Raw genomic sequence first — 25141 nt, 5'->3', positions numbered from 1 at the left:
ATCGTGGGGCCGTTGTCGTGTTGATTTTGTTCCAGCCGGGATATGCAGTCAGACCTTTATACAGTCATCAGACCTTGAAGCTGGCGATTAAGTTGGCTGTGATCAAGTGCCAGCCATCAACCAGTACGAACAGGATGATTTTCAGCGGTAGTGAAATCATGACCGGCGGCAGCATCATCATACCCATGCTCATCAGTACGCTGGCGACAATCAGGTCAAGTACGATAAAGGGAATATAGATCAGAAAACCGATTTCAAAGGCCGTCCTCAGCTCGGAGATGACAAACGATGGAATCAGTACATGCATGGGCATATCTTCAGCCTTGGCCGGTTTCTTCAGTTTGGCTGCATTGAGAAAGAGTAGCAGGTCATCTTCGCGTGTCTGCTTGAGCATGAAGTCCCGTAGCGGCGCAATGCCACGCTCAAAGGCGACGGATTGGTTGATCTCCTCATTGAGATAAGGGGTCAGTGCAGTGGTGTCAATTTTTTGCCATACGGGCATCATGATGAACAGCGTCAGAAACAGGGAGAGGCCGATCAATATCTGATTGGGTGGCGCCTGTTGTGTGCCCAGCGCCTGGCGCAGGAAGGCAAAAACAATCAATATGCGTGTGAATGAGGTCATCATCACCAGAATCGAGGGGGCCAGCGTCAGTATGGTCAGCATGGCCAGTATCTTCAGGCCGGTGAACCATGCGTCAGGGTCGTCGCCATTGCCCAGACTCAGTGACAGGGTAGGAATATCAGCAGCCTGCACCAGTTGGGGTAGCGTCAGAGCCGCAAGGCCCAGCATCAGTAACGCGAATCGCTTGTTCATAAGGCTGCTGCCTGCTTGTTTACTACTGTTGTTGTCTCCGGCTGACTGTGATCCGCGCGCAGCTGGGTGATGCCGCCGGGCGACAGGGCAAGCAGGTAGCATCTGCCATGATGCCGGATTTCGACAAGGCTGTTGCGATTGTCGATGTGAATTTTTTGCACGATGCGAAAATCAGCCGGACCGTTGATTTGACGCCCCTGCATGCGACGCATGCCCCATACAATCAGGGCAAACAGCCCGAGCACGAAGGCCAGACCCAGTATTGATTGCAATACCATGGCGAACATACTGTGTTCCATAGTGATCAGGAGAGGCTGCTGATACGGGCTGAAGCCGGCACAATCTCTGTGATACGTACTCCCAGCTTGTCGCCGGTGGAAACGACTTCGCCTTTGGCGAATATGCTGCCATTGGCGAGAATTTGCACTTCGGCGTTGGCTTCCTTGTTCATTTCGATGACCATGCCGCGGTTCAGCCGTGCGATGGTATGCAATGGCAATTTGATGCGACCAAGCTCCACGCTTATCTCCAGCGGCACATGCATAATGGCCTCGAGGTTGGCTGTTTGTGGATGCTCGGTAGCCGTTGCTGTGTCACTCATGATATGCCTCCGGGTTGTACGGGTTCGGTAATTTCTGCGGCCAGCCCGCCATTTTTCTCTCCGGGAGTGGCCTGGAACAGGGGTATTTCATCAATCCATAGGGAACAGGGATCATTGGCGCGTGTGCTGATGGGCAGAAAATCTCCCGGCATCATTTTCAGAAATGCGCCGATATCGATCTGACAGCGTCCCAACTCGAAGCGTAGCGCTGCAGGTGTTTGGGAAAGCCGTTGCATCAGACCGTTTGTCCACTCCATGTCGGTATCACCTGACTCATCGGTGACCGTCACGCGCAACACATCCAGCATCGGTTCCAGAAAAGAGCGCGGATAATAGATGCCCATTTGACCATTGAGTTCATCATTCAGCTTGATGTCGAAAAACGTGGAAAAACATTTCTCCATGGCTCCGGTCACAGCAAGAAATTGCGGGTCGTAATCCAGTTTATGCAGGGAGAAATCAAGCGGATACACAGGTTGCCATAAGTCGCCCAAGGTTTTGCTGATTTTATCGGCAATCCGCTCGGACAGGCGCAACTCTACCGCCGAGAGTGTCTGCGGATTATCGTCCGCATCGCCATCGCCGCCGAGCATGGCATCGACAAAGGCTACAATCAGGGCGGTGTCGAAGCTGACCAGCATGCGCCCGTAACCATCGGCTTCAAAGACAAAATAAACCTGTGGCGCATCCACGGAGACAATATCCTTGTAGAACAGGCTTTCCAGACTGCTGACCTGCACCGAAACATCCCGCTTGAACAGTTCATGCCACTGCTCATCAAACATTTCGATTAGTCGCTCCTGCAGATTAACAAACATCGGATACCGTTCAGGGCTATCCTCATCGTTGACATTAAAGCGGTAGACTTCGACATGTTCTGGCTGCACCACAGGAGGGAGCGAGGCAAACATCGCATCGGTTTGTTCGGCAGGTGCCACCTCGGCCATCAGTGCCTCAATCTCTTCCGGTGCCAGTATCGGTTCACTCATTGCCTGCTCCGCGTTTATTGGGATACAAAGTCGGTGAAATAGAGGTTTTTAATCGGTTTTCCGCCGACAATTCGGTTCAGGCGATAGACCAGGTCCTCTTTCAGTGCATATTTGCCTTGCGGAGTACGAATATCCGAGAACTTTTTACTGGCCAGCACCGTAATAATCAGATCGTTCACCTTAACCATATTCTCGGTGACTTTGACTTTCGCATCGTCGTTACGCACTTCCAGTTTGATTTTAGCGCGCAAAAAACGGCTTTCATCGGCATCGGCCAGGTTGACGGTAATATCATCGATGTCGATCATGATCGGCGGCCCCGTGTTCTCATCCTCGGCTTCGGGAATGGTGGTATCCTCTGTCTGAGCTACGGCCTGCTTGTCGCTGTCGGTTGCAGGCTGCTCAATACTCATCATTTTCCAGGCTATGAAGCCGCCCACTGCCAGTACGAGTAGCAGAAGTACAAGGTTGATGATCGGCAGCAGGCCACCGGAGGATTTGCCATTTCCTTTTTCTTCTTTTTCTTCGTCAGCCATTACTACTCTCCGGGTGGTACATTTTATTAGTCTTTATGTCGAGCCCATGCGATTCACAGGGCTCGCTTGCCTTACTGGTAAACCATAATCTCCACCCGCCGGTTTTTACTGCGTCCGAAGGGGGTGGCTTCGGTTGATATGGGTTGAGACGGGCCATAGCCGGCCAGTGATAACCGGGTAGGACTGACGCCCTCATCTTCAAGTATATGCAAGACTGATGCCGCTCTGGCCAGAGACAGGCTCCATGGGTCATCAAACGCACTGTTATCCAGGTCGATATTGGCATTGGTGTGGCCCTGTACACGGATGTTCCCCGGCGACATGGCCAGCATTTGGGCCAGTTTAACCAGCGTCTTGACGCTTTCCGGTTTTAGGACCGCACTGCCCCGGTCAAACAGGATGGCATCAGGAATGCGCAGATAGAGGCGGTCATTGAGAATCACACCTCGCACCTTATGGTCCATGATGCTGTTTTTCATGATTGCCCGACTGTTCTGACGCATCGCCAGCATTAACTCGCGCGGAGAAATCAATTTCTGCATCTGGAGCGGCGGGATGATCTGTAGTTCGGTTTTTGTACCTGAGTTGAGTACGGATACCGCTTTTCGAAAGGATGCTTCAATATCGGCGAGGCCGGTCTTGTCCATCGTGGACATGGAGATGAGCAGAATGAAGAAGGTAAGCATCAGGCTGACCAAGTCGGCAAATGTGGTCATCCATGCTTCGGTGTTCGCCTGGTACTCAACCGGCCATTTTTTCTTGATGGCCATTACGGATGCTCCGGTAGTGCAACCACGGGGCGGTGGTGAGTCTGGATAGGGCCGCCTTTGCTTTCATAATTGACATCATCGGTGACCGGACGGAACTTAAGTGTGATATCCACCCGTCGGGAGAGTTCCGGGTGCCCCTTGATCGGGTGCTGATCACCCATGCCGGCAGCAATCATGCGGCCTCTGGGTACGCCCTGTTCTGCAAGCTCATGAAATACAGCCATGGCACGAGCCGCTGAAAGCTCCCAGTTGGACGGATAATCGCTGTTTTTGGTGGGTGTTGCATCGGTATGACCTTCTATCTGAATTTCAGTGACTTCCGGCTTTTGAAAAATGATGGCCAGCTTGTCGATGAGTGTCCGTGCCTTTGGTGAGAGGTCTACATGACCAGCGGCAAAAGCGATGTGTTCTGGAAAGCGGATACGCAGGCTACTCTTGTCCAGCGGCATAATCTCAATGGCGTCACCTTGTCCGAGCTCTTTGGCTATATCCGTCAATTCTTTGGCAGTACGTTTTGGCGCGGTTGATCCATCGACAATGGAGCGTGTCGGCAGAGCCGGTCCCTTTCCTTCATCCAGGTTGGCTCCGCGGGGCATAGGACTGAATGTGCCGGCCAATGAGCCGATGGCGGCCAGACGCTTGTCATCCACAATAACTGCATAAGAGGTCAATAGAATGAAAAAGGCCAGCATCTGCATCATTAACTCAAGAAACAGAGCGGCACCCGGATCGGAGGGAAACGGTAGCGGTGCCGGTTTTTTATCGCGTTTGGCCATTTTAATTATCTGAGCGATGGGTTAATCAAAAGAGGATTTGCGCTCTTTCGGAGGCAGGTAACCGAGCAGCTTCTGTTCCATGATGCGCGGATTCTCACCAATTACCAGCGACTGCACACCGACCAGAATGATTTCATGTACCAGCATCTCCTGCTTGCTGCGATTTTTCAGTTTGCCTGACATCGGCAGGAAGAGAATATTGGCCATCAGGGCGCCGTAAAAAGTGGTCAGCAGGGCAATGGACATGGATGGTCCGATCGATGACGGGTCGGACATGTTTTGTAGCATCAACACCAGGCCCACCAGCGTGCCGATCATGCCCATGGAGGGAGCGTAGGTGCCCAGCGATGTAAACATATCGGCGCCTAAGGCGTGGCGCTCAGCTACCTTGTCCATCTCCTTGTACAATATATCCTCAATGACACTCGGTTCCTGCCCATCAATGGCCATCTGTAACCCCTTGGCCATGAATTTGTTGTCGATATTTCCTACTTCGCCCTCCAGTGCCAGAATGCCGTCCTTGCGCACTGTCTGAGCCAGCTCGACCAGTTTGGCAATGACTTCGCTGCCTGAGTCGACCTTGTACAAGAACGTTTTCATCACGATTCCGATAACACTCAGGGCGGTCTTCAGCGGATAGCCCACCAGCAATACGCCGACGGTGCCGCCGATTACAATGAGCATGGATGGCGGATCGATAAAACTGGAGATGCCGCCGCCAATGGCTGATACGACAAGTCCAAATGCAACGAGTATGCCGATGATTGTTGCTATATCCACGGGGGGCCTCCCGATCCTTATGGTGGTATGAACTGCCGCTGCAAGGCAGTGCTATCGTCGGTAAGCAAGAAGCGTGCTAGTTTTCTTTAGGCGTTGATTCATCTCCTTTTCGGGCAATTGCCAGTGCCAGCGGCCCTCGGGTATGGTTCGGGTTTATCAGTTGATTGAAGTCGTATGAAGTCCACCCATGGCTTTTTTGACTTTTGCGCCCGTTCCCGGGCGCGTTGATGACTTTTTAACAAGGTCATCGTAGCTGGCGGGGAGGGGCGCTATGCCGTTCGGGCGGATACAAGATCGATTGTCAGCGCATACGGGCAGGGTTATTGCAACCCTGTTTTTTCTGCTGGCAGGTCTGGTTTCATGGGTCAGCCTGGGTCAGATTCGTCAGCACGAGTTGCTGACGGCTGCGAGATCATTGCAGGGTGTCAATACGCTGACAGCCCGCGTATTGCAAAAGCAAAGTACCGAAGCCATTGCCGAGGCGACCTCGCTTTCCACCAATGCGCCGGTACATGAACTGATGCTTGCGTTACTCGGTACCGGAACAGATGTGCCTGCTTCCCGCTATGCCTTGCGCCTGCGTCTTGCAGCCTGGCTGGTTTCACATGATTTTCGGGATTTTTACCTGTTGGGCCCGGAGGGTCGTATCAGGGCAGGCTTTCGGGATGCGGATCTGGGCAAGGTGGTCGCTCAGGGGGTACTGGATACGCTGGGCGATGTGCTACATGGTGAAGGGTTGATTACTCACCCTGTATTGATCGGTGATCATGATGTGCAGATGTGGATGATGGTGCCTGTCTATGATCAGGGGGGGATAGCTGCCGGCGTGTTTGCAGTCGTTCTGGATAAGCAGCGTCATTTCGACGAAACCACGGGGCTGGGGCAGTTCGGCGCATCTACGGAAACCTATCTGGTGGATCGACAGGGGCGCATGCTGACAGCCAGTCGTTTTGAAAATCAGTTGATCGCGAACGGTCGTTTGAAAGAGGGCCAGAATAGCGAGCTGAATATGTTAGTCCACGTGTCCGGCTCGAATCAACCGACCCTGGCTGTGGCGCATATGCTCGATGGACCGGACGGGATGAGTATTACTCCTTATCCGGATTATCGTGGCGTGCCGGTGATCGGTGTCTGGCAGTGGGACCGTCTGTTTGATGCTGCCATTATCTCGGAGATGGATGTGGATGAGGCGCTGGCGGGCTATGTGCAGACACGGAATCTGATTCTGATGCTGCTGGCCGGTTTACTGTTGGCCGGGCTGATTGTTGCCCGCAGCTATGCGCGCTACCGGCGCAGGCAAGAGCGTGAGTCCAATGAATTGCGTAACCTGTTGCTGGAGTCTACCGCCGAAGCGATTTACGGGCTGGATCTGCAAGGACGCTGCTCGTTTGCCAACAAGGCCTGTGTGCGCATGTTGGGTTACGAGGCGGCAGACGATCTGTATGGCCGGAATATGCACCTTCTGGCGCAACATTCGCATGCCGACGGAACGAGCTACGATGAACAGCAGAGCAGGATTTTCAGCTCCCTGCGTAATAAAACCCGTATGCATTGTCGGGAGGAGGTGTTCTGGCGTCGTGATGGCAGCTCATTCCCGGTGGAGTTCTGGTCGCACCCGCTGTTTGATGATGGTGGTGAAGTAGTTGGTTGCGTGGTCACCTTCTGGGATATATCGGAGTTGCGCAAGGCCGAGGCCCAGCGTAACCGTATTGAAAAACAGATACAGCATACGCAGCGGCTGGAGAGTCTGGGTGTGCTGGCCGGCGGTATTGCGCACGACTTCAATAATATTCTTTCGGCCATTCTTGGTAATGCCGCACTGGCCAGTCGCAAGGTGATCAGTGACCCTCTGGATGCACGAGAGAGGATGGAGAGTGTGGTCCAGTGCTGTGACCGGGCCTCTGTCTTGTGTCGTCAGATGCTGGCCTATTCGGGCAAGGGCAAATTTGTTATTCGCCAGATCAACCTCTCGTCGATGGTGGAAGAGATTACCCATCTGTTGGAGGTTTCTCTGGATAAGGGCGTGGTAATCAAGTATTCGCTGGCTGTTACGCTGCCTTTGGTTGAGGCTGATGAAGCGCAGATGCAGCAGCTGATCATGAATCTGGTCACCAATGCCAATGAGGCGATCGGCGGCAAGAGCGGTGTGATCTCAATTACCACCGGCGTGATGCATGCTGATGCCGAATACCTGATGGATTGCTACGGCGACATCCCGGTGGCGGGTCGCTATACCTATGTCGAGGTCAGCGATACCGGCTGTGGTATGGATGCAGAGACCCGACAGAAGATCTTTGATCCCTTTTTTACCACCAAGTTTACAGGTCGCGGATTGGGCATGAGTGCCGTGCTTGGCATTGTGCGCGGGCATCATGGTGCTTTGAAGCTCTACTCTGAACCGGGCAAGGGGACGACATTTAAATATTTGATTCCGGCCAGCGATGAACTGGCAACGGGTGAGCATGAGGCGCTGGAGCTGGAAGATCAGTGGCGGGGAGACGGTCGTCTGGTGCTGGTGGTGGATGATGAAGAGACCGTGCGCGAAACGGCCATGATGATGCTCGAAGATATGGGGTTTACTGCCGTAGGCGCAGTCAACGGCCTGGAGGCGCTGGCCCTGTATCGCAGTCGGCAGAAGGAGATCGCTGTGGTGCTGATGGATCTGACCATGCCGAAGATGGGCGGTGAGGAGTGTTTCCGGGAACTTCGGCGTATCAATCCGGATGTCAGGGTGGTGCTCTCCAGTGGCTATAGCGAGCAGGATGCCATTCAGACATTTACCGGCAAGAAGCTGGCGGGGTTTGTTCAGAAACCGGTATCGCCGGCGCGCCTGAAGCAGGTGATACATGCCGCAGTAGGGGACGAGTGATGCGTACATTGTTGTTGCTGCCGGCACTGCTGTTTTTAGCTCAGCCGCTCTATGCCCAGATTATCGATATTGCCGGTTCTACTACGGTGATGGCTTTTATGGAGCCTGCGGCGCAGGCCTATCGCCGAATGCACCCGGAAGTGACTATCAATATACGCGGCGGTGGTTCCGGGGCAGGGGCGGCATCTGTCATGGATGGCCGTGCGATGCTCGGGATGATGTCGCGCGAGCCGGAAGAGCCTGAGCTGGCTCGCATGCATGGTATTGAACGTGTGCGGGTGGGCTATGATGCGGTGGCCGTAGTGGTCTCCTCTGCCGTTTATCGCAGTCTGCCGGGGCATGCGTTGAGCAGAGGCGATGTTGCTGCGATTTATCGCGGAGAGGTGCGTAACTGGCAGGCTGTCGGCGGGCCGGACCGGCGGATTATCACTGTCGACAAGGTGAAGCATAGTGGTACCAGATATGTGTTCGTAAACTATGTTCTTAGTGATCCTCATGCAGCCTGGGCAACGGATTCGGTGATTGTCGACTCGAACGGGGAGATGGAAACGCTGGTGCAGATCAGTGATCAGGCAATCGGATTTTTACCGTTTGGTGGAACGGACAGGCATCTTCATGCTATCGGGTTGATGGATCAGGGGCGTCTGTTTTTTCCGGATGCGGCTCATGTGCGCGATGGTTCCTATCCGCTTTCACGCTCCCTGTATGTGTTGCATAAAAAGAAGGTGCCGGACTATGCCCGCGACTTCATCGCCTTCCTGCTCTCTGCAGAGGGTCAGAAAATTCTCAGTGCATCCGGATATCTTCCTGTTAAGTAATCGGTAGCTGATTCAGAATCTTTTTTACCACAGAGGAGCAAGTGCCGGCACTCCCGGCGCGCGATAGAGGTTTTTGTTTTTGAAAAAGGACACAGAGGAAAACCAGTTGGGTAGAAGCGGCATGTTAGTGGCGGCTTAGTCAAAATATTCGCCATTGTCCCGGCCAATAGATCACAAAAAGATATTTCGTCTTTCCTCTGTGTCCTTCGTGTACTCTGTGGTGAGTTAAAAAAAAGGGGCGCATTGCTGCGCCCCTGCTGTTGTCAGGTTGTTAGTTGTTATGATGCAAATACCTGAAAGTGTGCGCTCGATGCCATGAAAAACAGCATCGGAATGGAGAGCATGGTGTTGATGCGGCTGGCAATCAGGGCTTTCTTGCCGGCGGCAGCTTTCTCATCGCTGCTGGCCTGAACGATGCCGATCACCTTTTTCTGGTTTGGCCAGATGATGAAGGCAACGTTGATCCACATGATGATGCCGAAGGTGGCGCCGATCATGATGTCCGGGCTTATGGCACGAGCGCCGCCCTGACTCCACAGGCCGTAGAGCAGCAGCAGGCCGAAGAATACGGTGAACATGGCTGCAAAACGGAACCAGAACAGGGCGCGGCGGACAATGCTGCCCTCCTTGAACAGGTCGGCCTTGGTTTCGGCGGATACGCCACCAAGTGATGGGACCTGTACGAAATTGAAATAGTACAGCAAACCGATCCAGGTGATGCCTGCCAGGAAATGGCCCCAGCGTGCTGCAGCGCCGAGCAGTTGGTCTCCCGTGAGGCCGCCGCCGGTAGCAGTGGCGATGCCGATTAGCACTGCTGTCAGCACAAAGCCGGCAATGATAGTCAGTTTATGGTTCGATAAGATTTTCATGGTTGCTCCTTTGAATTGGTATCAATGAAGCGAATAATAACCGATTGTTTTACTCAGGTAAGGGTTTTGCAAATTGTGGGCATAACACGCACACCCGCATGTGTGATTATATAATACATATCTATTGTGCCGTCTGTTGCTTTCTAATGCTCGACTCCCTATGGTTCGCCATGTTGAAAGTGAGCTGCGGCTCGCTTTTTTTGTTTTTTGCAAGGCGGGTAAAGCGTATTGGAATCGAAGATTGAATCGTTGCTCAGACCGATTGTCGATGAGCTGGGTGTTGAGATCATCAAAATCAGTCTTGGTGGCGGCGGGCATAACCCGTTGCTGAAGGTGGTTGTGGACAAAGCCGGTGGTGTGGATTCAGGCATGCTGGAGCGGATTAGTCGGGGACTGGCACTGCAGCTGGATGTCGAGGATCTGATCAAGAGCGCTTTTCGTCTGGAGGTTACAACGCCGGGGCTGGACTGGCCGTTGACTACCAACGCCGATTTTGAGCGTTATCGGGGTGAATGGTTAAAGGTGATGTTTGCCGATGGCAGTAGCCAGGAAGGACGGAATCTCGGTCCTGTTTCCGATCATGCTTTCATGTTGCTGGTAGAAGGTAGCAAGAGAGTGAAGGATCAGGAACAGGTTATTGAAATGGCAGATGTGAATAAGGTGGTGCGGGCCATTAACTGGAAAGAAGTGTCCCGGACAAAGTAAATAAGGAAACGAAGCTATGGTTTCCAATTATACGGACAGGTGAGAATGCGGTCATGAATGTAGAAATGTTACAGGTTGCTGACGCGGTTGCGCGTGAAAAATCAGTGGATCGAGAGCTGGTTCTGGAGGCTATGGAGCAGGCGCTGAAAACTGCGGCGCGTCGAACCTACCCCGGCTTGAACGTGGAAGCTGAAATTGACCGGGATACCGGAGAGATTCGTCTGTTTCACGTGCGTGTCGCCGTTGAGGAAGTTGAAGATCAGGACAATGAACTGACCGTGGAAGAGGCGCAGGCGTTGCGTGACGATGCCGTGTTGGGCAGTGAATTCCGCACGGCGCTGGCGCCGATTGAACTGGGACGAATTGCTGCCCAGACGGCCAAGCAGGTGATTAACCAGAAAATCCGCGAGGCCGAGCGTGAGCGCGTGATTGCCGAGTATGAGCCGCGTGTGGGCGAGTTGATCACCGGTATCGTCAAGCGTGTTGAGCGCGGTAATGTCTATGTTGACCTGGGACGTGGTGAAGCAGTGATGTATCGCGAAGATCTGTTGCCGCGCGAAACATTCCGTCAGGGTGATCGTGTGCGCGCCTATCTGCGTGAAGTAAGAAATCAGCCGAAAGGACCGGTGGTGTTTGTATCCCGTTCTGATGCAGGCATGGTGCTGCGTCTGTTTGAGCAGGAAGTGCCGGAGATTGAAGATGGTACTGTTACCATTCAGCGATTGCCCGTGATCCCGGCTCGCGCAGCAAGATTGCCGTGATCTCAACCGATCCGTCGGTGGATCCGGTGGGCGCATGTGTCGGTATGCGCGGCGCTCGTGTGCAGGCTGTCGTGAATGAGCTGCACGGTGAAAAGATTGATATTATTGAGTGGACGGATGACCCGGCAGCCTTTGTAGTTAACGCGCTGGCGCCGGCGGAAATCGAACGCGTGATGGTAGATGAAGCTACCAACACCATTGAGGCTGCGGTCAGCGAAGAGAATCTTGCTATCGCCATCGGTCGTCGCGGACAGAATGTGCGTCTGGCTTCCGACTTGTCCGGCTGGCACATCGAGCTGATGAGTACCGGTGAAGAGAAAGAGCGCCGGCATGAAGAGGTGGTCAAGGCACGTACCGTATTCCAGGAAGGACTCGATGTTGATGAGGCTTTCGCTACCGTGCTGGTGGATGAAGGGTTCTTCAGTCTTGAGGAGCTGGCATACTGTGCTGCCGAAGACATTGCAGCTATTGAAGGGCTGGATGCCGAGATTGCTCAGGAGCTGCAGAAGCGGGCACGCAATGTGTTGCTGGATCAGGCCTTGAAGCAGGGTAGCGAAGAAGCAGGCTCTGCGGTAACGCTGCTTGATCTGCCGGGTATGACGCGTGAGATTGCAGAACAACTGGCTGCGCGCGAGATGACAACAGTGGAATCGCTTGCTGATGCGGCGGGTGATGAGATTGAAGATATTGAAGGGTTGAGTCGCGAAGAGGCGGATGCCCTGATTATCGCAGCACGTGAGGCATGCGGCTGGTTTGACTGAATCCGGTCATCCCGAGCGGCGCTGCATTATCTGCAGGGCGTCGCAGCCTGCAGAGCAGATGCTGCGACTGATTGTCGATGAGGACGGACAGATATGGCCGGACTTGTTGCACAAGCTGCCGGGACGCGGTGCATGGCACTGTATGTCGGAGGCTTGCCTTGCGGCCACGAACGACAAGCGCTTGCAGGTGTTGAAGCGCGATTTTTCCGTTGCATTGCCGCAGTGGAATGTGCTCAGTGGCCGTATTACGCATGTGCTGGATGCGCAGCTGGAGCGGATGTTTACCCGTATCCGGCGAGGCGTGGCGACAGGCAGGGATGCGGTAATGCATCGTCTGTGGAATAATGCGCCGGTAATGTTGCTGCTGGCAGGTGATGCAGGTGATGCACTCACGCGACAGGTGCAGGATGCTGCAGAGAAAAGGAAACAGGCAGGGCATGGCTACACACTTGTTCTTGTCAGCGACCGGGATTGGCTGGGCCGGATGCTCGGACGGGAACAGGTTGCGGTAGCGGCGCTGGATAGCTCCGCACTGGCAGAAAAATTAAAACAATATTGCGTCTGGTTTGGGCGCATGAAGGTATCAGGGTAATTAGGGCAGATGGCGAAGCGTATTCTAGATTTGGCGAAAGAACTTGGTGTGGACGCGGCTGAAATACAGCGCGTGGCCGTGCAATGTAATGTTGTGGTGAGTGGGCCGACAAGCACCCTTGATACCGATGACCTGAAAAAAATCCGTGCTTCTCTGCAGAGCAAGGTGGAAGCCGCCCCGGCCAAGACAGGCGGTAAAACCCTGACGCTGAATCGGCCGATGGTTGCAGGCCAGCCACGTAGTGGCGGTCGTGTGGAAGGCCGGGGTCGCTCGGTTGAAGTGTCTGTTCGCCGACGGCACACGCCGGTGAAGGCTCAGCCGACTGTTGCGGAGCAAACACCGCAAGCTGATGCTGTTGAGACGCCCGCAGCTGCAGCGCCGAAAGCCAAGCCGCTGGCACCCGCACAACGGGCTGCTGCTGCCGTGGAGCAGAGAAAGCTGACGGAAGCTGCAAACAAGGCGGCTGCAGAGCAGCAGAAAGCTGCCGATGCAAAAGCCGCGGCAAGCGAACCGGCTGCTGCAGAGGCGCCGAAAGTACCGGCATCGAAACCGGAAGTCGCAGCGCAGCCTGCTGTAAGCCGGGAGACGGCTACCAAGTCGCCGGTCACCAGACAGCCGATCAAAAGGCAGGCCGGGGTTGCAAGCAAGCCCACCGATACGCCGGGTGTGGTCAGACGCTCCGCAGTGAATCCGGCTGAAGTGGCACGCTCCAAAATAGCTGCTGCTGCCGCAGCACGCACGGCTGCACAGGAAAAATCGAATCAGGAACGCGTTGCAAGACAGCGGGCTGCGCAGACCAGAAACACTCCGGCGGGTACCGGCGGAGCTGCCGCTCAGGGCAGGCCGGGTCAGGTCGGAGCTCCGGCCCGTACAAGACAGGCGCCCGGCGGCCCTAATCGCTCGCCTCAGGACAGGCGGCCTGCTCAGGGTGCGCAGTCACCGGGCCATAAGGGGCCGCGCACAACTATTCGTCGCGGACTGACGCCTGCCCAGATTGCAGCCTCGAAAGCGCCGAGTTCATCGCTGAAACAGATTGAACAGAAAATATCGGAAGAGCGTGCGACCCGTCGCAAGACCCAGCAGCGTCCTGCTTCCGGGGCCAGACCTGGTGGAGCCGCCAATCAGGGCATGACACGACGTACTCCTTCTGTTGCGATTTCACCATCTGCCGACGCACCGGCAGCGCCAACCGGGCCGCAGCGTCGCCGCGGGGCGCCGGGTGCACAGCGCGGACAGCGCCGTCTGTCGCCGGCTGAAAAAGCGGCTCGTCGCGATTATGCATCCAAGCGCAATGTGGTGCTGACACCACAGCAGGAAGAGCGCATGGCAAGGCTTGCTCGCGGTAGCAAGCGCCGGAACCAGATTACCAAGGATGACGAAAACTTCGTTGTTCGCACGGTGGAAGTAACCGATCCTATCATGATTCAGGAACTGGCCAGCCGTATGGCGATCAAGAGTGCGGAAGTGGTCAAGAAATTGTTTGAAATGGGCAGCATGGTTACCGTTAATGAAGGCATCGACGGTGAAACGGCCGTGCTGATCGTGGAAGAGTTCGGTCATAAGGCGAAGATCATCAACGCAGGTGCTGTTGAAGATGTGCTGATTGAAGACGTATCTGAAGATGATGATACCGATTTGCAGCCACGTCCGCCGGTTGTGGTGGTGATGGGCCATGTCGATCATGGTAAAACATCGATTCTGGATGCACTGCGTAAAGCGCATGTGGCCGCAGGCGAAGCCGGTGGCATTACCCAGCATATCGGTGCCTATATGGTCAAGCTGGCGAGCGGCGAGCGTGTGGTATTCATCGATACACCGGGTCATGAGGCATTTACCAGCCTGCGTGCACGTGGTGCAGGCATGACCGATGTGGCCGTGCTGGTTGTTGCAGCCGACGATGGCGTGATGCCGCAGACCATTGAAGCGCTGAATCATGCCAAGGCGGCAGGTGTGCCGATGATTGTGGCTGTGAACAAAATGGATAAGGAAGGGGCTGATCCCGAGAAGGTGATGCGTCAGCTGGCCGATCATGGCGTACTCTCTGAAGATTGGGGCGGCGATACGATTTTCGTACCGGTCTCCGCACATACAGGTCTTGGACTGGATGAGCTGCTGGATATGCTGGCTCTGCAGACAGAAATTCTTGAGCTCAATGCCAACCCTAAACGTCGCGGCAAGGGTATTGTTATTGAATCACGTCTGGATCGCGGACGCGGTCCGGTAGCTACCGTGCTGGTTCAGAACGGTACCTTCAAGCAGGGCGATACCGTGGTTGTCGGTTCGGTGACAGGCCGCATTCGTGCGATTGTTGATGAAAATGCCAAACAGCATCGTACGGCCGGGCCGTCCATACCGTTTGAGTTGCTGGGTCTGGACTCTGTACCGGAATCGGGACAGGAGATCTTTACCGTCGAGAGCGAGAAACAGGCGCGCGATATTGTCCGTTATCGTAAGGACAAGGAGCGTGAGCAGGGCGCTGAAGCGATGAAACGCGCCAGCATGGATGAGCTGTTTGCCAACCTGCAGAGCGGTATGAAAGAGGTGCCTGTTGTTATCAAGGGCGATGTGACCGGTTCGGTTGATGCAATGGCTGACTCACTGGCCAAGGCCGGCACCGACGAGGTTAAGGTCAAGGTTGTGCATAAGGGTATCGGTGGTATTACCGAGTCTGATGTTATGCTCGCTTCGGCCTCTAATGCGATTGTGATCGGCTTTAATGTGCGTCCCGAGGCCAAGGCCAAGCGTCTGGCAGAGCAGGAAGGCATCGACGTGCGCTTCTACAAGATTATTTACGATGCGATCGATGATATGAAGGCTGCGATGGCCGGCGTGTTGTCACCGGATAAGGTGGAGAAGGTGACCGGTAGTGCCGATGTACGTGAGGTCTTCCAGGCGCCCAAGATCGGTGCGATTGCCGGTTGTTATGTCACCGACGGTTATGTCACCCGCGGCTCGAATGTGCGCGTACTGCGCGACGGCGTGGTTGTGTATGATGGTGTGCTGGCATCACTGCGTCGTTTCCGTGACGATGTGAAAGAGGTCAAGACCGGCTTCGAATGCGGTATTGGTGTTGAGAAGTTCAACGATATCAAGGAAGGCGACAGCTTCGAGTTTTATATCATCGAGGAAGTGGCTGCGACACTGTAGGGCTGACTGATGCGTAATATGTCCGCCACACAACAGCGATTTCTGACCGATGTGCAGAGGCTGCTATCAACGCTGCTGATCCGTGATGTGGCTGATCCGCGCTTTTCCGGAGTCAGTATCACCCGTGTGGAGCGCTCCGGCCGTCAGGTGATGACGGTCTGGGTCTATCGCGGTGGAGATTGCGATGAGCAGGCCTGTATGCAGGCGCTGGAGAAAATGACGCCGCACTTTGAGCATGAACTGCGCAGGGCTCTGCCGAAATACCGCTTGCCGAAACTGAAACTGCGCTGGGACAAAAACTTCGAAAAAAGCGGCGATGTGTTGCAGATGCTCCGGGATCTGGAGCGCCCTTGAATATGTCTGCGCCGATGACGTTGTTTTCCGATGTGAACTGGCAGCCGGTGATTGATGCCGTGCGTCAGGCCCGAAGCATCGTTCTGATTACCCATTGTAACCCCGATGGCGATGGCATCGGTTCGCAGATGGCGCTCTATGATGCGCTGATTGCTGCAGGTGATGGTCGCATATCGATGCATAACCGCGACGGTGTTCCCCGTATTTACTCGTTTCTGGAGCACTCGGAGCAGGTGCAGATGGGTGACTGGCCGTCCGATGCCGCAAAGCCTGATGTCATTATTGCGCTCGACTGCGGTGCGCGCGGTCGCCTGGGCATGCCGGATGAGTGGTTCGAGGGGCCGACGCTGATCAATATTGATCATCATGCCAGCAACCGCCTGTTCGGCGACATCAATATTGTGGATGCCCGCTACTGTTCGACCGGTGCGATGATTTTCGATCTGCTGATAGCTATGAATATGCCGTTGAACAAGGCACGTGCCAGCGGCATTTATGTGGCGACTCTGACCGATACGGCCAGCTTCAGACTGGCCAGCACTACGCCGGCTGTCTACCGCATGGCTGCCGATCTGGTGGAGGCGGGCGCCGAGCCGTGGCCGATCAGTGTACAGGTCTACGAAAGCCGCTCCCTCTCCGGTCTGCATATTATGACCGCCTGTCTGGATACGCTGGAGATGCGCGATGACGGCCGTTCGGCCTGGGTCTATGTGACCGATGATATCTACCGGAAAACCGGTGCCGATGTCGAAGATACCGAAGGGCTGATTGATTATGCGCGCAGTATCGATGGTGTTGAGGTGGCGGTGTTTATCCGTAGTGATGAGGTTGTAGCCGAGCGCTGGAAAGTCAGCTTTCGCGGCAAAACATGTGTGAATGTGGGCGCGCTGGCCGGTGAGTTGGGCGGCGGCGGCCATGTCCATGCTGCCGGTTGCCAGTTAACCGGCACGCTCGATGAGGTGCGCGCACGCGTGCAGGTAGCAGTCAGCCGCTCTCTTTCTTCGTTCTGAAGAGGGTTCATTGATTTCCGGGGTCGTCTTTCTCGACAAGCCGTATGGCTGGACATCGCGGCAGGCGGTGAATGCGATGATCCGGCTCTACACACAGCCGGGAGAAAAGCGCATCAAGGCAGGTCACGCCGGTACGCTGGATCCTCTGGCCACAGGTATGCTGCCGATTCTGCTGGGTGAAGCCACCCGCTATGCCGAAATGGGGCTGAGTGCCGACAAATCTTACCGGGTCAGTTTTGATCTCTCTTATCAGACCGATACGCTCGACTGCGAAGGCGAGGTGGTTGCACGTTTTGATGGTGCTGTGAATCAGGCGGCAGTGCAAACGGCGCTGGCTGCATTTACAGGTCTTATCGAGCAGGTTCCGCCGGCCTATTCCGCCATCCGTATCGATGGCAAACGCGCGCATGCCATGGCGCGCAAGGGTGAGGCTGTGCATATTCCTGCCCGCCCGGTTACCGTGCATGCAATCACGCTGGTTGCTTTTGAGTTCCCGCTGGTGACATTGCAGGTGGATTGTTCCAAAGGAACCTATATTCGCTCTCTGGCGCGCGATATCGGAGCAGCTCTCGGCATGGGCGGCTGCGTGACAGCATTGCGTCGTCTCTCCACAGGCGGCTGGCCGGAAGCGATGATGGTTACGCTTGAGCAGTTGCAGGCTCAACCGGACTCTTGCGTGCTGCCGCTGGCACAGTGGCTCAGGGAGATGCCCGGCGTAACGCTTGAGCAGGATATGGCCAGCCGGTTTGTACAGGGGCAGCGCATTCAGTTGCAGGCCGCATCGGGAGCCCCGGATCCGGGCGATGGTCAGCTGCCTGTTCGTGTGTTTGCAGGTGAACTGCTGCTCGGTACCGGCATGCTCAAATCTGGACATCACCGCACGGTGCTGCATCCTTCACGCATTCTTCCAACAGCCCAGCAGAGGTATATATGACAGAGCAGCAGGATAAAATAAAATCACTGAAGAAAAAAAACGGAATCATTATCGTGATTTCATTGGCATTGATAGCTGTAGCAGGGCTGATCAATGCCAATCAGTCATCAACGGCAGAGGAGAGTAGTGTGGGATTATTAAGCAAGGCCCCCAAAGCGGGCGACAAGGATATTCCGGCGGGCAATCATGTCCGTATCGAGACCAAAAACGGTTCGTTTCTGATTGAGCTCTACCCTGATGATGCTCCCAATACCGTGGCCAATTTCAAGGTGTTGGCGGCCAAGGGTTTTTATGACGGGCTCACCTTTCACCGTGTGATCACCGGCTTCATGGCGCAGGGCGGCGATCCGAAAGGCAACGGCACCGGCGGCCCGGGTTACAAGGTGAAGGCCGAGTTCAATGATCGCAAGCATCAACGCGGCACGGTAGCTATGGCCCGCTCATCCGATCCCGATTCAGCCGGTAGCCAGTTCTATATCTGTTACGGCCCGCAGCCACATCTTGACCACCACTACACCATCTTCGGCCAGGTGGTTGAAGGCATGGATGTGGTCGATCAGATCCGTCAGGGTGATACGATGAACAAGGTCAGCGTCGAACCCTGATTGAGGAGGATGACTGGTCGGGGCCACTTGCACTTCGCGGGTTTTCATCTATAACTTCCCAGCTATAAAATCGCAGGGTCTACAGCTTTAAGTCGCAAACATGCCATCATCGTATCATTGTTCTGGAGGGGAGTAACCCAGTATGAAAAACCGGTAGTTTCCTGATCTGTTGAATGGGAGGTTCCGGCTGCGTTCAGTTTGATAGCTGTGTAGTCCGCTTTCAGCTGCCAATGTGCCTGTTTTGCGGTAGTGTGCACTCGCCCATGTTTGGCCTGTGACTTGCTTTATGTTGATTTCCGCGCTGCACGGGGGGGGCTGCTGATTGGTTTTACGCCTGTTCAGAGTGAAAAAGCCTCTGGTGTTGCGGATAGCCATCAATATGTCATATGTGCCATGTATGCTTCCTGTTAAATAAATGACGGGAGCGTAAGGAACAATCAGCCCGTGTCTTTATGTCTGTCTGACATGAGGCGGCTATTATAGGGATGGATTATTCAGCTGCATCGCACCTGAATGGCGGTAGCGTGCCTGTATGAGAGTCAGTTGTTGTAAATAATATAGCCATGTGTCTTACATGGTAACATATGGTAACAGGAGATAGCCGAGTTGCTGGAACAACGGGATCATAGGTTTTATTGTGGTTAACCGATTGAGATACTTGCTTTTGGCCGGTTATCTGCTCATGGGTGCGGTCTCCTCTGCTTCAGCATCTGAGGTGCATGCGGATGCAAAGACTCCGGACCACTACCCCACAGCTCCTGCGCAGTTTCGCGCAACGTATGAATCCCTGAAGTTGCCGCAAGGTGAGAAAATGGGGCTGATGGGCGGCACCTTTCTGTACGATATTAATAACTGGCTTTCTCTCGGTGGCGGTGGTTACGGAGCCCTTGCCGGTCAGCGAGGCGGTTTTATCACGATCGGTGCCGCTGCCGAGCTGCACCGCCAGTTGGGTGAGCATGTCCGGGTCAATACCGGGTTGTTTGTCGGGGCTGGCGGCGGTCGTGGCGGCTATACCCTGCAGGGGGGCGGGCTTATGCTACGCTACCATATGGGGGCAGAGTTGATGACGAACGGTCTGGGGCGTATCGGCGGCGGCATTAGCTACGTCGACTTCCCTGACGGAGCCATTCACAGCTTTCAACCCTACATCTCCTACAGCTACCCATTTGAGGCGCTGGTGTTACCCGGTTGGGTCAGCTTTTCTGGCGGTGAATCCGGCACGCGCGGAAATCTGCCCATTGCGGAGCAGGAATTTTCGGTGGTATATCGCCGTTACTCGATTCCGGCAGGTGTGCTGACCGACAATGGGGCCCCGCAGCACCGTTCTATGGGGCTTGCCGGAGTGGAGTGGGACCGTTATCTGGGCGACCACCTCTATATGAAGGTGGAGTCCGAGGGAGCCATGCAGGGGAAGAGCAATGGCTATATGCAAATCCTGATTGGCGCCGGTTTACGCCTGCCATTGTGGGATGGTGGCTGGCTGAAATTTTCCGGCGCGCTTGGCCCTGCCGGCGGTGGTGCGGTGGCAACCGGTGGAGGCTTATTGCTGGATGGTCAGCTTGCCTTCCAGCAGAAGTTAAGCGACCATCTGTTTGCTCAGGCGGGCCTTGGTTATGTGGTGTCGCCGGGGGCGAGCTTTCGAGCCCGATCGGTTTCAGCCTCTATGGGGTATCACTTTTTTTCGCCTGACGTACAGGGAGATAGCGTCGATGCGGCTGATCTGGCCGGGTATCAGGCGCACCATTTCCGAATCCGGTTGGTTAATCAGCGTTATCTGAAGGGTGCGCCGAACTGGCGGGCGCATCATGCGAACCTGAATGTCGACCTGCTCGGTTTTCAGCTCGACTATTTTATCAATGATTGGTTTTATCTGAGCGGTCAGGGTATTGGCGCCTATCGCGGCATGGGTGGCGGATATATGACAGGCCTGGTCGGGGCGGGGCTACACCTGCCGGTGCCGGGAACTCCTCTGTTTGTTGAGGCTGATGCGCTGGTTGGCGCAGCCGGAGGAGGCGGACTGGGTGTAGGAGGCGGACTGGTCTGGCAGAGTGATGCTGGCATTGGCTGGCGGTTGTCGGATGCATTCAGTGTGCAGGCATCTTATGGCGTGATGCAGGCAGCAAAGGGTACGATGAAGGCGAAAGTGTTGTCGTTGTCGCTCGGTTATCTATTTACCTTGCCGGTGTTATAACATCTTGCGATTTCTGCTGAGGGAGAATTTATGAAAGTAACATTTTTTGGTGTTGGCTATGTTGGCCTGGTGCAGGCCGCGATTCTGGCGGATGTAGGCCACCATGTGGTCTGTGTTGATGTCGATCAGGAGAAGGTGGATAACCTGAAGAAAGGCATTATACCGATTTATGAGCCTGATCTGACGCCTATCGTTATTGAAAACTATCAGAATGGTCGTCTGAATTTCACCACAGATGCGAAGTCGGGCGTCAATCATGGCGAGATTCAGTTTATCGCCGTAGGGACGCCTCCTGATGAAGATGGTTCCGCCGACCTGCAATATGTATTGGCTGTGGCGGAGATGATTGCCACTCATATGCAGGGACCGAAAATTATCATCGATAAAAGTACAGTGCCGGTTGGTACGGCCGACAAGGTCTCGGCCAGGGTGGCTGAGGTGCTTACATCGCGCGGAGTGTCATACGCATTCAATGTGGTATCCAACCCGGAATTCCTCAAGGAAGGATCGGCGGTTGCTGACTGCCGGAGGCCGGATCGTATAGTCGTCGGTACAGACAGCGATACGGTTGCCGACGTACTGCGTGAATTGTATGCACCGTTTAACCGCAATCATGATCGCCTGATTGTCATGGATATCCGGAGTGCCGAGCTGACAAAATATGCGGCCAATTGCATGCTGGCGACCAAGATCAGCTTTATGAACGAAATTGCCAATTTGGCAGAGCGGCTGGGTGCGGATATCGAGGCGGTACGTCTTGGCATTGGCTCGGACAGTCGTATCGGTTACCAGTTCATTTATCCCGGTTGCGGTTACGGAGGCTCCTGTTTTCCCAAGGATGTTCAGGCATTGATCCGTACTGCCGATGCGATCGGGTATCAGCCTGAAGTGCTCAAGTCGGTCGAAGCGGTCAACTATCGCCAGAAAGAGAAACTGTTTGCTATGATCAGCGATCACTTTTCCGGTGAGCTGGTGGGCAAAACATTTGCCCTGTGGGGGCTGAGTTTTAAGCCGAATACCGATGATATGCGTGAGGCGCCGTCGCGTGTGCTGATGGAGTCGCTCTGGGCTGCAGGAGCAAAGGTACAGGCCTACGACCCGGAGGCCATGCAGGAGTGTCAGCGTATCTATGGATCGCGCTCTGATCTTGCTCTGATGGAGACGGCCGAAGCGGCCTTGTGTGATGTCGACGCGCTGGTGATCGTCACCGAATGGCAGCATTTCCGGGCGATGGATTTTGATCTGATCGGAGATTCAATGTCGGAGCCTGTAATATTCGATGGACGTAATCTGTATGAACCGTCACGGATGCGGAAACACGGCATCACCTATTATTCAATAGGACGGAGCATGCCATTAACCGGGAATAGTGAAACTTGATCAGTTCTCGCCAATGGCTACTTATGCTTTACTATTCACCACTCACGAGGTTCTGACCGATGCCTGATATGATTCGAAAACGCATTTTGGTAACCGGCGGCGCCGGTTTTCTAGGCTCACATCTGTGTGAGAGGCTGTTAAATGACGGCCATGACGTATTGTGTGTGGATAATTTTTTTACCGGCAGCAAGGATAATATTGTTCATCTGATGCAAAACCCGCATTTCGAAATGATGCGACACGATGTTACGTTTCCTCTCTATGTGGAGGTCGATGAGATCTATAACCTGGCTTGTCCTGCATCACCGGTGCATTATCAGTTTGATCCGGTACAGACGACTAAAACCAGCGTACACGGCGCTATCAACATGCTGGGACTGGCCAAGCGAACCAAGGCAAAGATTTTTCAGGCTTCGACCTCCGAGGTCTACGGCGATCCGAAAGTGCATCCCCAGACCGAAGGCTACTGGGGTCACGTAAACCCGGTCGGCATTCGTTCCTGTTACGATGAGGGTAAACGCTGTGCCGAGACGCTGTTTTTCGACTACCACCGACAGCATGGGCTGAATATCAAGGTGGCTCGCATTTTCAACACCTACGGTCCGCGCATGCATCCGAATGACGGGCGTGTCGTTTCCAATTTCATTATGCAGGCCCTTCAGGGCTTGCCGATTACCATTTACGGTGACGGCAGCCAGACGCGCTCCTTCTGTTTTGTTGATGACCTGGTTGACGGCTTCGTCCGCCTGATGGCTACAGATAATGATTTTACCGGCCCGGTCAATCTGGGTAATCCGGTGGAGTTCACAATCCTTGAGCTGGCACAGCAGATCATCGCCATGACAGGTTCAACTTCGACGATTGTTTTGAGACCCCTGCCGCAGGATGACCCTACCCAGCGTCAGCCTGATATCACGTTGGCTCGTAGCAGCCTGGGGTGGCAGCCCAACGTTGCGCTTAAAGAGGGCCTGGAAAAAACAATCCGTTATTTTTCTGATACATTTGTGACAGACAGCGGCGTGGTTGCTGGCAGGGAGATCTCTGATTAACCGTATTCTTGTTTTGTGTGTTGGTAATATCTGCCGTTCGCCTTTTGCGGAGGCTCTGCTGGCTAAGGCGCTGCCGAAAGCATCCATTGATTCTGCAGGGCTGGGCGCGCTGGTCGGGGATCCTGCTGCAAAAGAGATGCAGCAGGCTGCGAAAGCATACGGGGTGGACATCTCCGCTCACCGGGGCAGGCAGCTGTTTCGTCCGCAGCTGGAGGCGGCGGATATGGTTTTTGTCATGGAGAAGAATCAAAAGGAACACTTGCAAACGAAATATCCGCATATGTACGGGCGCGTGTTTCTCATCAGTCATTTTTCACAGGGTGCGATGAAGGGAAAAGATGTCGCCGATCCCTACAGGAAGAGTCAGCAGGATTTTAATGTGTGTGCGCAAGAGATTGCATTGCATGTCGAAGCGGCAAGCAAGGTTCTCGCGCCGATGATTAAAGAGGTTGTAGAATGAATAATAATCACCAGCAGAAAGTACCGGTAACTGCTTGCAGAGTGCGTCATAGCTTTGCGACAATTGTTTTTAGCGTTGTGGCGCTGTTTACGATGAGCGGGTGCGCTGCGATGTCTACCGGTTGGCAGCCAGGGAAGGTGGCAGCTGCTTCTACGCAGAAGCCGGTGGATGATGACACCGCTCTTTGGGAGCGTCCCGACGGCTCGATGGTGCGTAGCGGGGATGCTTTCCAGAAGAAATCATCCTCTCTGGATATGGAAAAGATCGGGGGTATGCTTGGCAAGGCCAATCTGCCGAGTGGCTCTTATCTTCTGGGTCCTGGCGATGAGGTTACGGTAACTATATGGGGCTATGACAAGCTCTCCCGTACCGCAGCGATCAAGGAAAACGGTACGATCTTCGCTCCTTATGTTGGCAATGTAAAACTGGCCGGCATGACGCTGGTTGAGGCTCAGCAGGTGCTGACAGAGAAGTATTCAACCTATATCCGCAATCCGCAGCTGGATCTGAATATTGCCGATTATGCCAGCAAGAAGCTGTTCCTGATCGGTGATCTCGATATCTTTCAACGCGCAGGCATGGTCAGCGGTAACAAGGCGCAATCCTTCGGTGCGAATAGCCAGGCGCAGCAGCAGTTGAGTTCGGCAATGAGCACCCTTGCCGGTGCCTACGGCATGGGTGGCATTGTTGGTGGCGGCTCTATTGGTAGTACGACCGGCAGCAGGAAATCAAACAAGGTGAACAATCTGGCTGCTGCGGCAAAGAATGATACAGGCGAGTCGATCTCCCGTGTTGTGCCGATTCGCGGCAAGGTCTCGTTGTTTGAAGCGATGCTGCAACTGGATGTGCTCTCAGCCAATGTAAACTGGTCGGGTGCCTACATGATCCGCGATGGGAAATTTATGGATGTCAACTTCCACCGACTGATGGAGGTGGGTGACAGGCGTACCGATGTGATGCTTACCGACCGCGACATCCTCTATTTGCCGAGCAATCGCGATCAGAAAGTGTTCGTGCTGGGTGAGGTTGGTTCTCCGACGATTGTGCCGCTTTATAAGGGGCAGTTGAGCCTTGTTGATGCACTGACCCAGGCCGGATATGTCACCAATACAGCCCTGAAAGACCAGATCAAGGTGATTCGCGGTGGCTTGAATAACCCGATGATGCGCACCATCGATCTGGCTGCGCTGGAAGAGGGTGACGGGCGGCAGAACATTGTGCTGCAGGCAGGCGATATTATTTATGTACCGAACTCGTTTATTGGCAAGGTTAACGATGTGCTGACAGAGATTACGCCGAGTCTGAATACGCTGCTGCAGACCATGGCCATCTATTCGATCGGCAAGGGCAGGTTGTGGTGATCACGA

General features: G+C 54.5%; 25 protein-coding genes. 16 read left to right on the top strand and 9 right to left on the bottom strand.

The window, feature by feature from the left end; all coding sequences use genetic code 11:
- Positions 1 to 67: 67 nt before the first annotated feature.
- The 8 genes from fliP to SPV1_RS00265 all read right to left on the bottom strand — a co-directional run bounded on the left by fliP (position 68) and on the right by SPV1_RS00265 (position 5269).
- Positions 68 to 817, bottom strand: coding sequence for a flagellar type III secretion system pore protein FliP (fliP, locus tag SPV1_RS00300; RefSeq protein ID WP_009849067.1), 750 nt, complete (start codon positions 815 to 817; stop codon positions 68 to 70).
- Positions 814 to 1116 (bottom strand): FliO/MopB family protein, encoded by a 303-nt coding sequence (locus SPV1_RS00295; protein ID WP_009849066.1) that lies wholly within the window; start codon positions 1114 to 1116, stop codon positions 814 to 816. The genes fliP and SPV1_RS00295 overlap by 4 nt, the downstream gene beginning before the upstream one ends.
- Before the next feature lie 5 nt (positions 1117 to 1121).
- Positions 1122 to 1418: a FliM/FliN family flagellar motor switch protein gene (locus SPV1_RS00290; RefSeq protein ID WP_009849065.1), complete on the bottom strand. Its 297-nt coding sequence runs from the start codon at positions 1416 to 1418 to the stop codon at positions 1122 to 1124.
- A complete protein-coding gene (locus SPV1_RS00285) occupies positions 1415 to 2407 on the bottom strand; it encodes a flagellar motor switch protein FliM (protein WP_009849064.1) in 993 nt (330 codons plus the stop codon). Before SPV1_RS00285 ends, SPV1_RS00290 begins: the two co-directional genes overlap by 4 nt.
- Positions 2408 to 2421: 14 nt before the next feature.
- Positions 2422 to 2943 carry a flagellar basal body-associated FliL family protein gene (locus SPV1_RS00280; RefSeq protein ID WP_009849063.1) on the bottom strand — a complete coding sequence of 174 codons (522 nt, stop codon included), beginning with the start codon at positions 2941 to 2943 and terminating at the stop codon, positions 2422 to 2424.
- A gap of 71 nt (positions 2944 to 3014) precedes the next feature.
- Positions 3015 to 3713 carry an OmpA/MotB family protein gene (locus tag SPV1_RS00275; protein WP_009849062.1) on the bottom strand — a complete coding sequence of 233 codons (699 nt, stop codon included), beginning with the start codon at positions 3711 to 3713 and terminating at the stop codon, positions 3015 to 3017.
- Entirely contained in the window at positions 3713 to 4489 is a 777-nt protein-coding gene (locus tag SPV1_RS00270; RefSeq protein WP_009849061.1) for an OmpA family protein, read from the bottom strand. The genes SPV1_RS00275 and SPV1_RS00270 overlap by 1 nt, the downstream gene beginning before the upstream one ends.
- 21 nt (positions 4490 to 4510) lie before the next feature.
- A complete protein-coding gene (locus tag SPV1_RS00265; RefSeq protein WP_009849060.1) occupies positions 4511 to 5269 on the bottom strand; it encodes a motility protein A in 759 nt (252 codons plus the stop codon).
- Positions 5270 to 5567: 298 nt separating this feature from the next.
- On the opposite strand from SPV1_RS00265, the gene SPV1_RS00260 reads away from it, so the two are divergent.
- Both SPV1_RS00260 and SPV1_RS00255 read left to right on the top strand, forming a co-directional pair.
- Positions 5568 to 8138, top strand: a complete 2571-nt coding sequence (locus tag SPV1_RS00260) for a hybrid sensor histidine kinase/response regulator (protein ID WP_231288213.1) — start codon at positions 5568 to 5570, stop codon at positions 8136 to 8138.
- Positions 8138 to 8956, top strand: a complete 819-nt coding sequence (locus SPV1_RS00255; protein ID WP_009849058.1) for a substrate-binding domain-containing protein — start codon at positions 8138 to 8140, stop codon at positions 8954 to 8956. Before SPV1_RS00260 ends, SPV1_RS00255 begins: the two co-directional genes overlap by 1 nt.
- Before the next feature lie 278 nt (positions 8957 to 9234).
- Here SPV1_RS00255 and SPV1_RS00250 read toward each other — a convergent pair whose 3' ends face one another.
- Positions 9235 to 9825 (bottom strand): urate hydroxylase PuuD, encoded by a 591-nt coding sequence (locus tag SPV1_RS00250; protein WP_009849057.1) that lies wholly within the window; start codon positions 9823 to 9825, stop codon positions 9235 to 9237.
- Between the two features lie 228 nt (positions 9826 to 10053).
- On the opposite strand from SPV1_RS00250, the gene SPV1_RS00245 reads away from it, so the two are divergent.
- The 14 genes from SPV1_RS00245 (at position 10054) to SPV1_RS00185 (ending at position 25135) form a co-directional block, all read left to right on the top strand.
- Positions 10054 to 10530: a ribosome maturation factor RimP gene (locus SPV1_RS00245; RefSeq protein WP_009849056.1), complete on the top strand. Its 477-nt coding sequence runs from the start codon at positions 10054 to 10056 to the stop codon at positions 10528 to 10530.
- A 53-nt stretch (positions 10531 to 10583) separates the two neighbouring features.
- Entirely contained in the window at positions 10584 to 11291 is a 708-nt protein-coding gene (gene nusA / locus SPV1_RS14425; protein WP_009849055.1) for a transcription termination/antitermination protein NusA, read from the top strand.
- Positions 11288 to 12052, top strand: a complete 765-nt coding sequence (gene nusA, locus SPV1_RS14420) for a transcription termination/antitermination protein NusA (RefSeq protein WP_009849054.1) — start codon at positions 11288 to 11290, stop codon at positions 12050 to 12052. Before nusA (SPV1_RS14425) ends, nusA (SPV1_RS14420) begins: the two co-directional genes overlap by 4 nt.
- Complete coding sequence (locus SPV1_RS00235; protein ID WP_269146626.1) at positions 12027 to 12644, top strand: YlxR family protein; 618 nt, start codon at positions 12027 to 12029, stop codon at positions 12642 to 12644. Before nusA (SPV1_RS14420) ends, SPV1_RS00235 begins: the two co-directional genes overlap by 26 nt.
- Positions 12645 to 12674: 30 nt before the next feature.
- Complete coding sequence (infB, locus tag SPV1_RS00230) at positions 12675 to 15791, top strand: translation initiation factor IF-2 (RefSeq protein WP_231288211.1); 3117 nt, start codon at positions 12675 to 12677, stop codon at positions 15789 to 15791.
- A gap of 9 nt (positions 15792 to 15800) precedes the next feature.
- Entirely contained in the window at positions 15801 to 16145 is a 345-nt protein-coding gene (locus tag SPV1_RS00225; RefSeq protein WP_009849051.1) for a ribosome-binding factor A, read from the top strand.
- Between the two features lie 2 nt (positions 16146 to 16147).
- Positions 16148 to 17155, top strand: a complete 1008-nt coding sequence (locus SPV1_RS00220; protein ID WP_009849050.1) for a DHH family phosphoesterase — start codon at positions 16148 to 16150, stop codon at positions 17153 to 17155.
- A 10-nt stretch (positions 17156 to 17165) separates the two neighbouring features.
- Positions 17166 to 18089: a tRNA pseudouridine(55) synthase TruB gene (truB, locus tag SPV1_RS00215; RefSeq protein WP_009849049.1), complete on the top strand. Its 924-nt coding sequence runs from the start codon at positions 17166 to 17168 to the stop codon at positions 18087 to 18089.
- A complete protein-coding gene (locus SPV1_RS00210; protein ID WP_009849048.1) occupies positions 18086 to 18694 on the top strand; it encodes a peptidylprolyl isomerase in 609 nt (202 codons plus the stop codon). The genes truB and SPV1_RS00210 overlap by 4 nt, the downstream gene beginning before the upstream one ends.
- A 649-nt stretch (positions 18695 to 19343) precedes the next feature.
- Positions 19344 to 20885, top strand: coding sequence for a hypothetical protein (locus tag SPV1_RS00205; protein ID WP_152909235.1), 1542 nt, complete (start codon positions 19344 to 19346; stop codon positions 20883 to 20885).
- Positions 20886 to 20915: 30 nt separating this feature from the next.
- Positions 20916 to 22265 (top strand): UDP-glucose dehydrogenase family protein, encoded by a 1350-nt coding sequence (locus tag SPV1_RS00200; RefSeq protein ID WP_009849046.1) that lies wholly within the window; start codon positions 20916 to 20918, stop codon positions 22263 to 22265.
- Positions 22266 to 22333: 68 nt separating this feature from the next.
- Positions 22334 to 23314: a UDP-glucuronic acid decarboxylase family protein gene (locus tag SPV1_RS00195; protein ID WP_050754717.1), complete on the top strand. Its 981-nt coding sequence runs from the start codon at positions 22334 to 22336 to the stop codon at positions 23312 to 23314.
- Positions 23315 to 23327: 13 nt separating this feature from the next.
- A complete protein-coding gene (locus SPV1_RS00190) occupies positions 23328 to 23774 on the top strand; it encodes a low molecular weight protein-tyrosine-phosphatase (protein WP_009849044.1) in 447 nt (148 codons plus the stop codon).
- A 110-nt stretch (positions 23775 to 23884) separates the two neighbouring features.
- Entirely contained in the window at positions 23885 to 25135 is a 1251-nt protein-coding gene (locus tag SPV1_RS00185) for a polysaccharide biosynthesis/export family protein (protein WP_196795084.1), read from the top strand.
- Positions 25136 to 25141: the final 6 nt, after the last annotated feature.

Origin of the sequence: Mariprofundus ferrooxydans PV-1, from assembly GCF_000153765.1 — a bacterium.
GTDB lineage: Bacteria > Pseudomonadota > Zetaproteobacteria > Mariprofundales > Mariprofundaceae > Mariprofundus > Mariprofundus ferrooxydans.
This window is presented reverse-complemented; position numbering and strand designations above follow the sequence as displayed.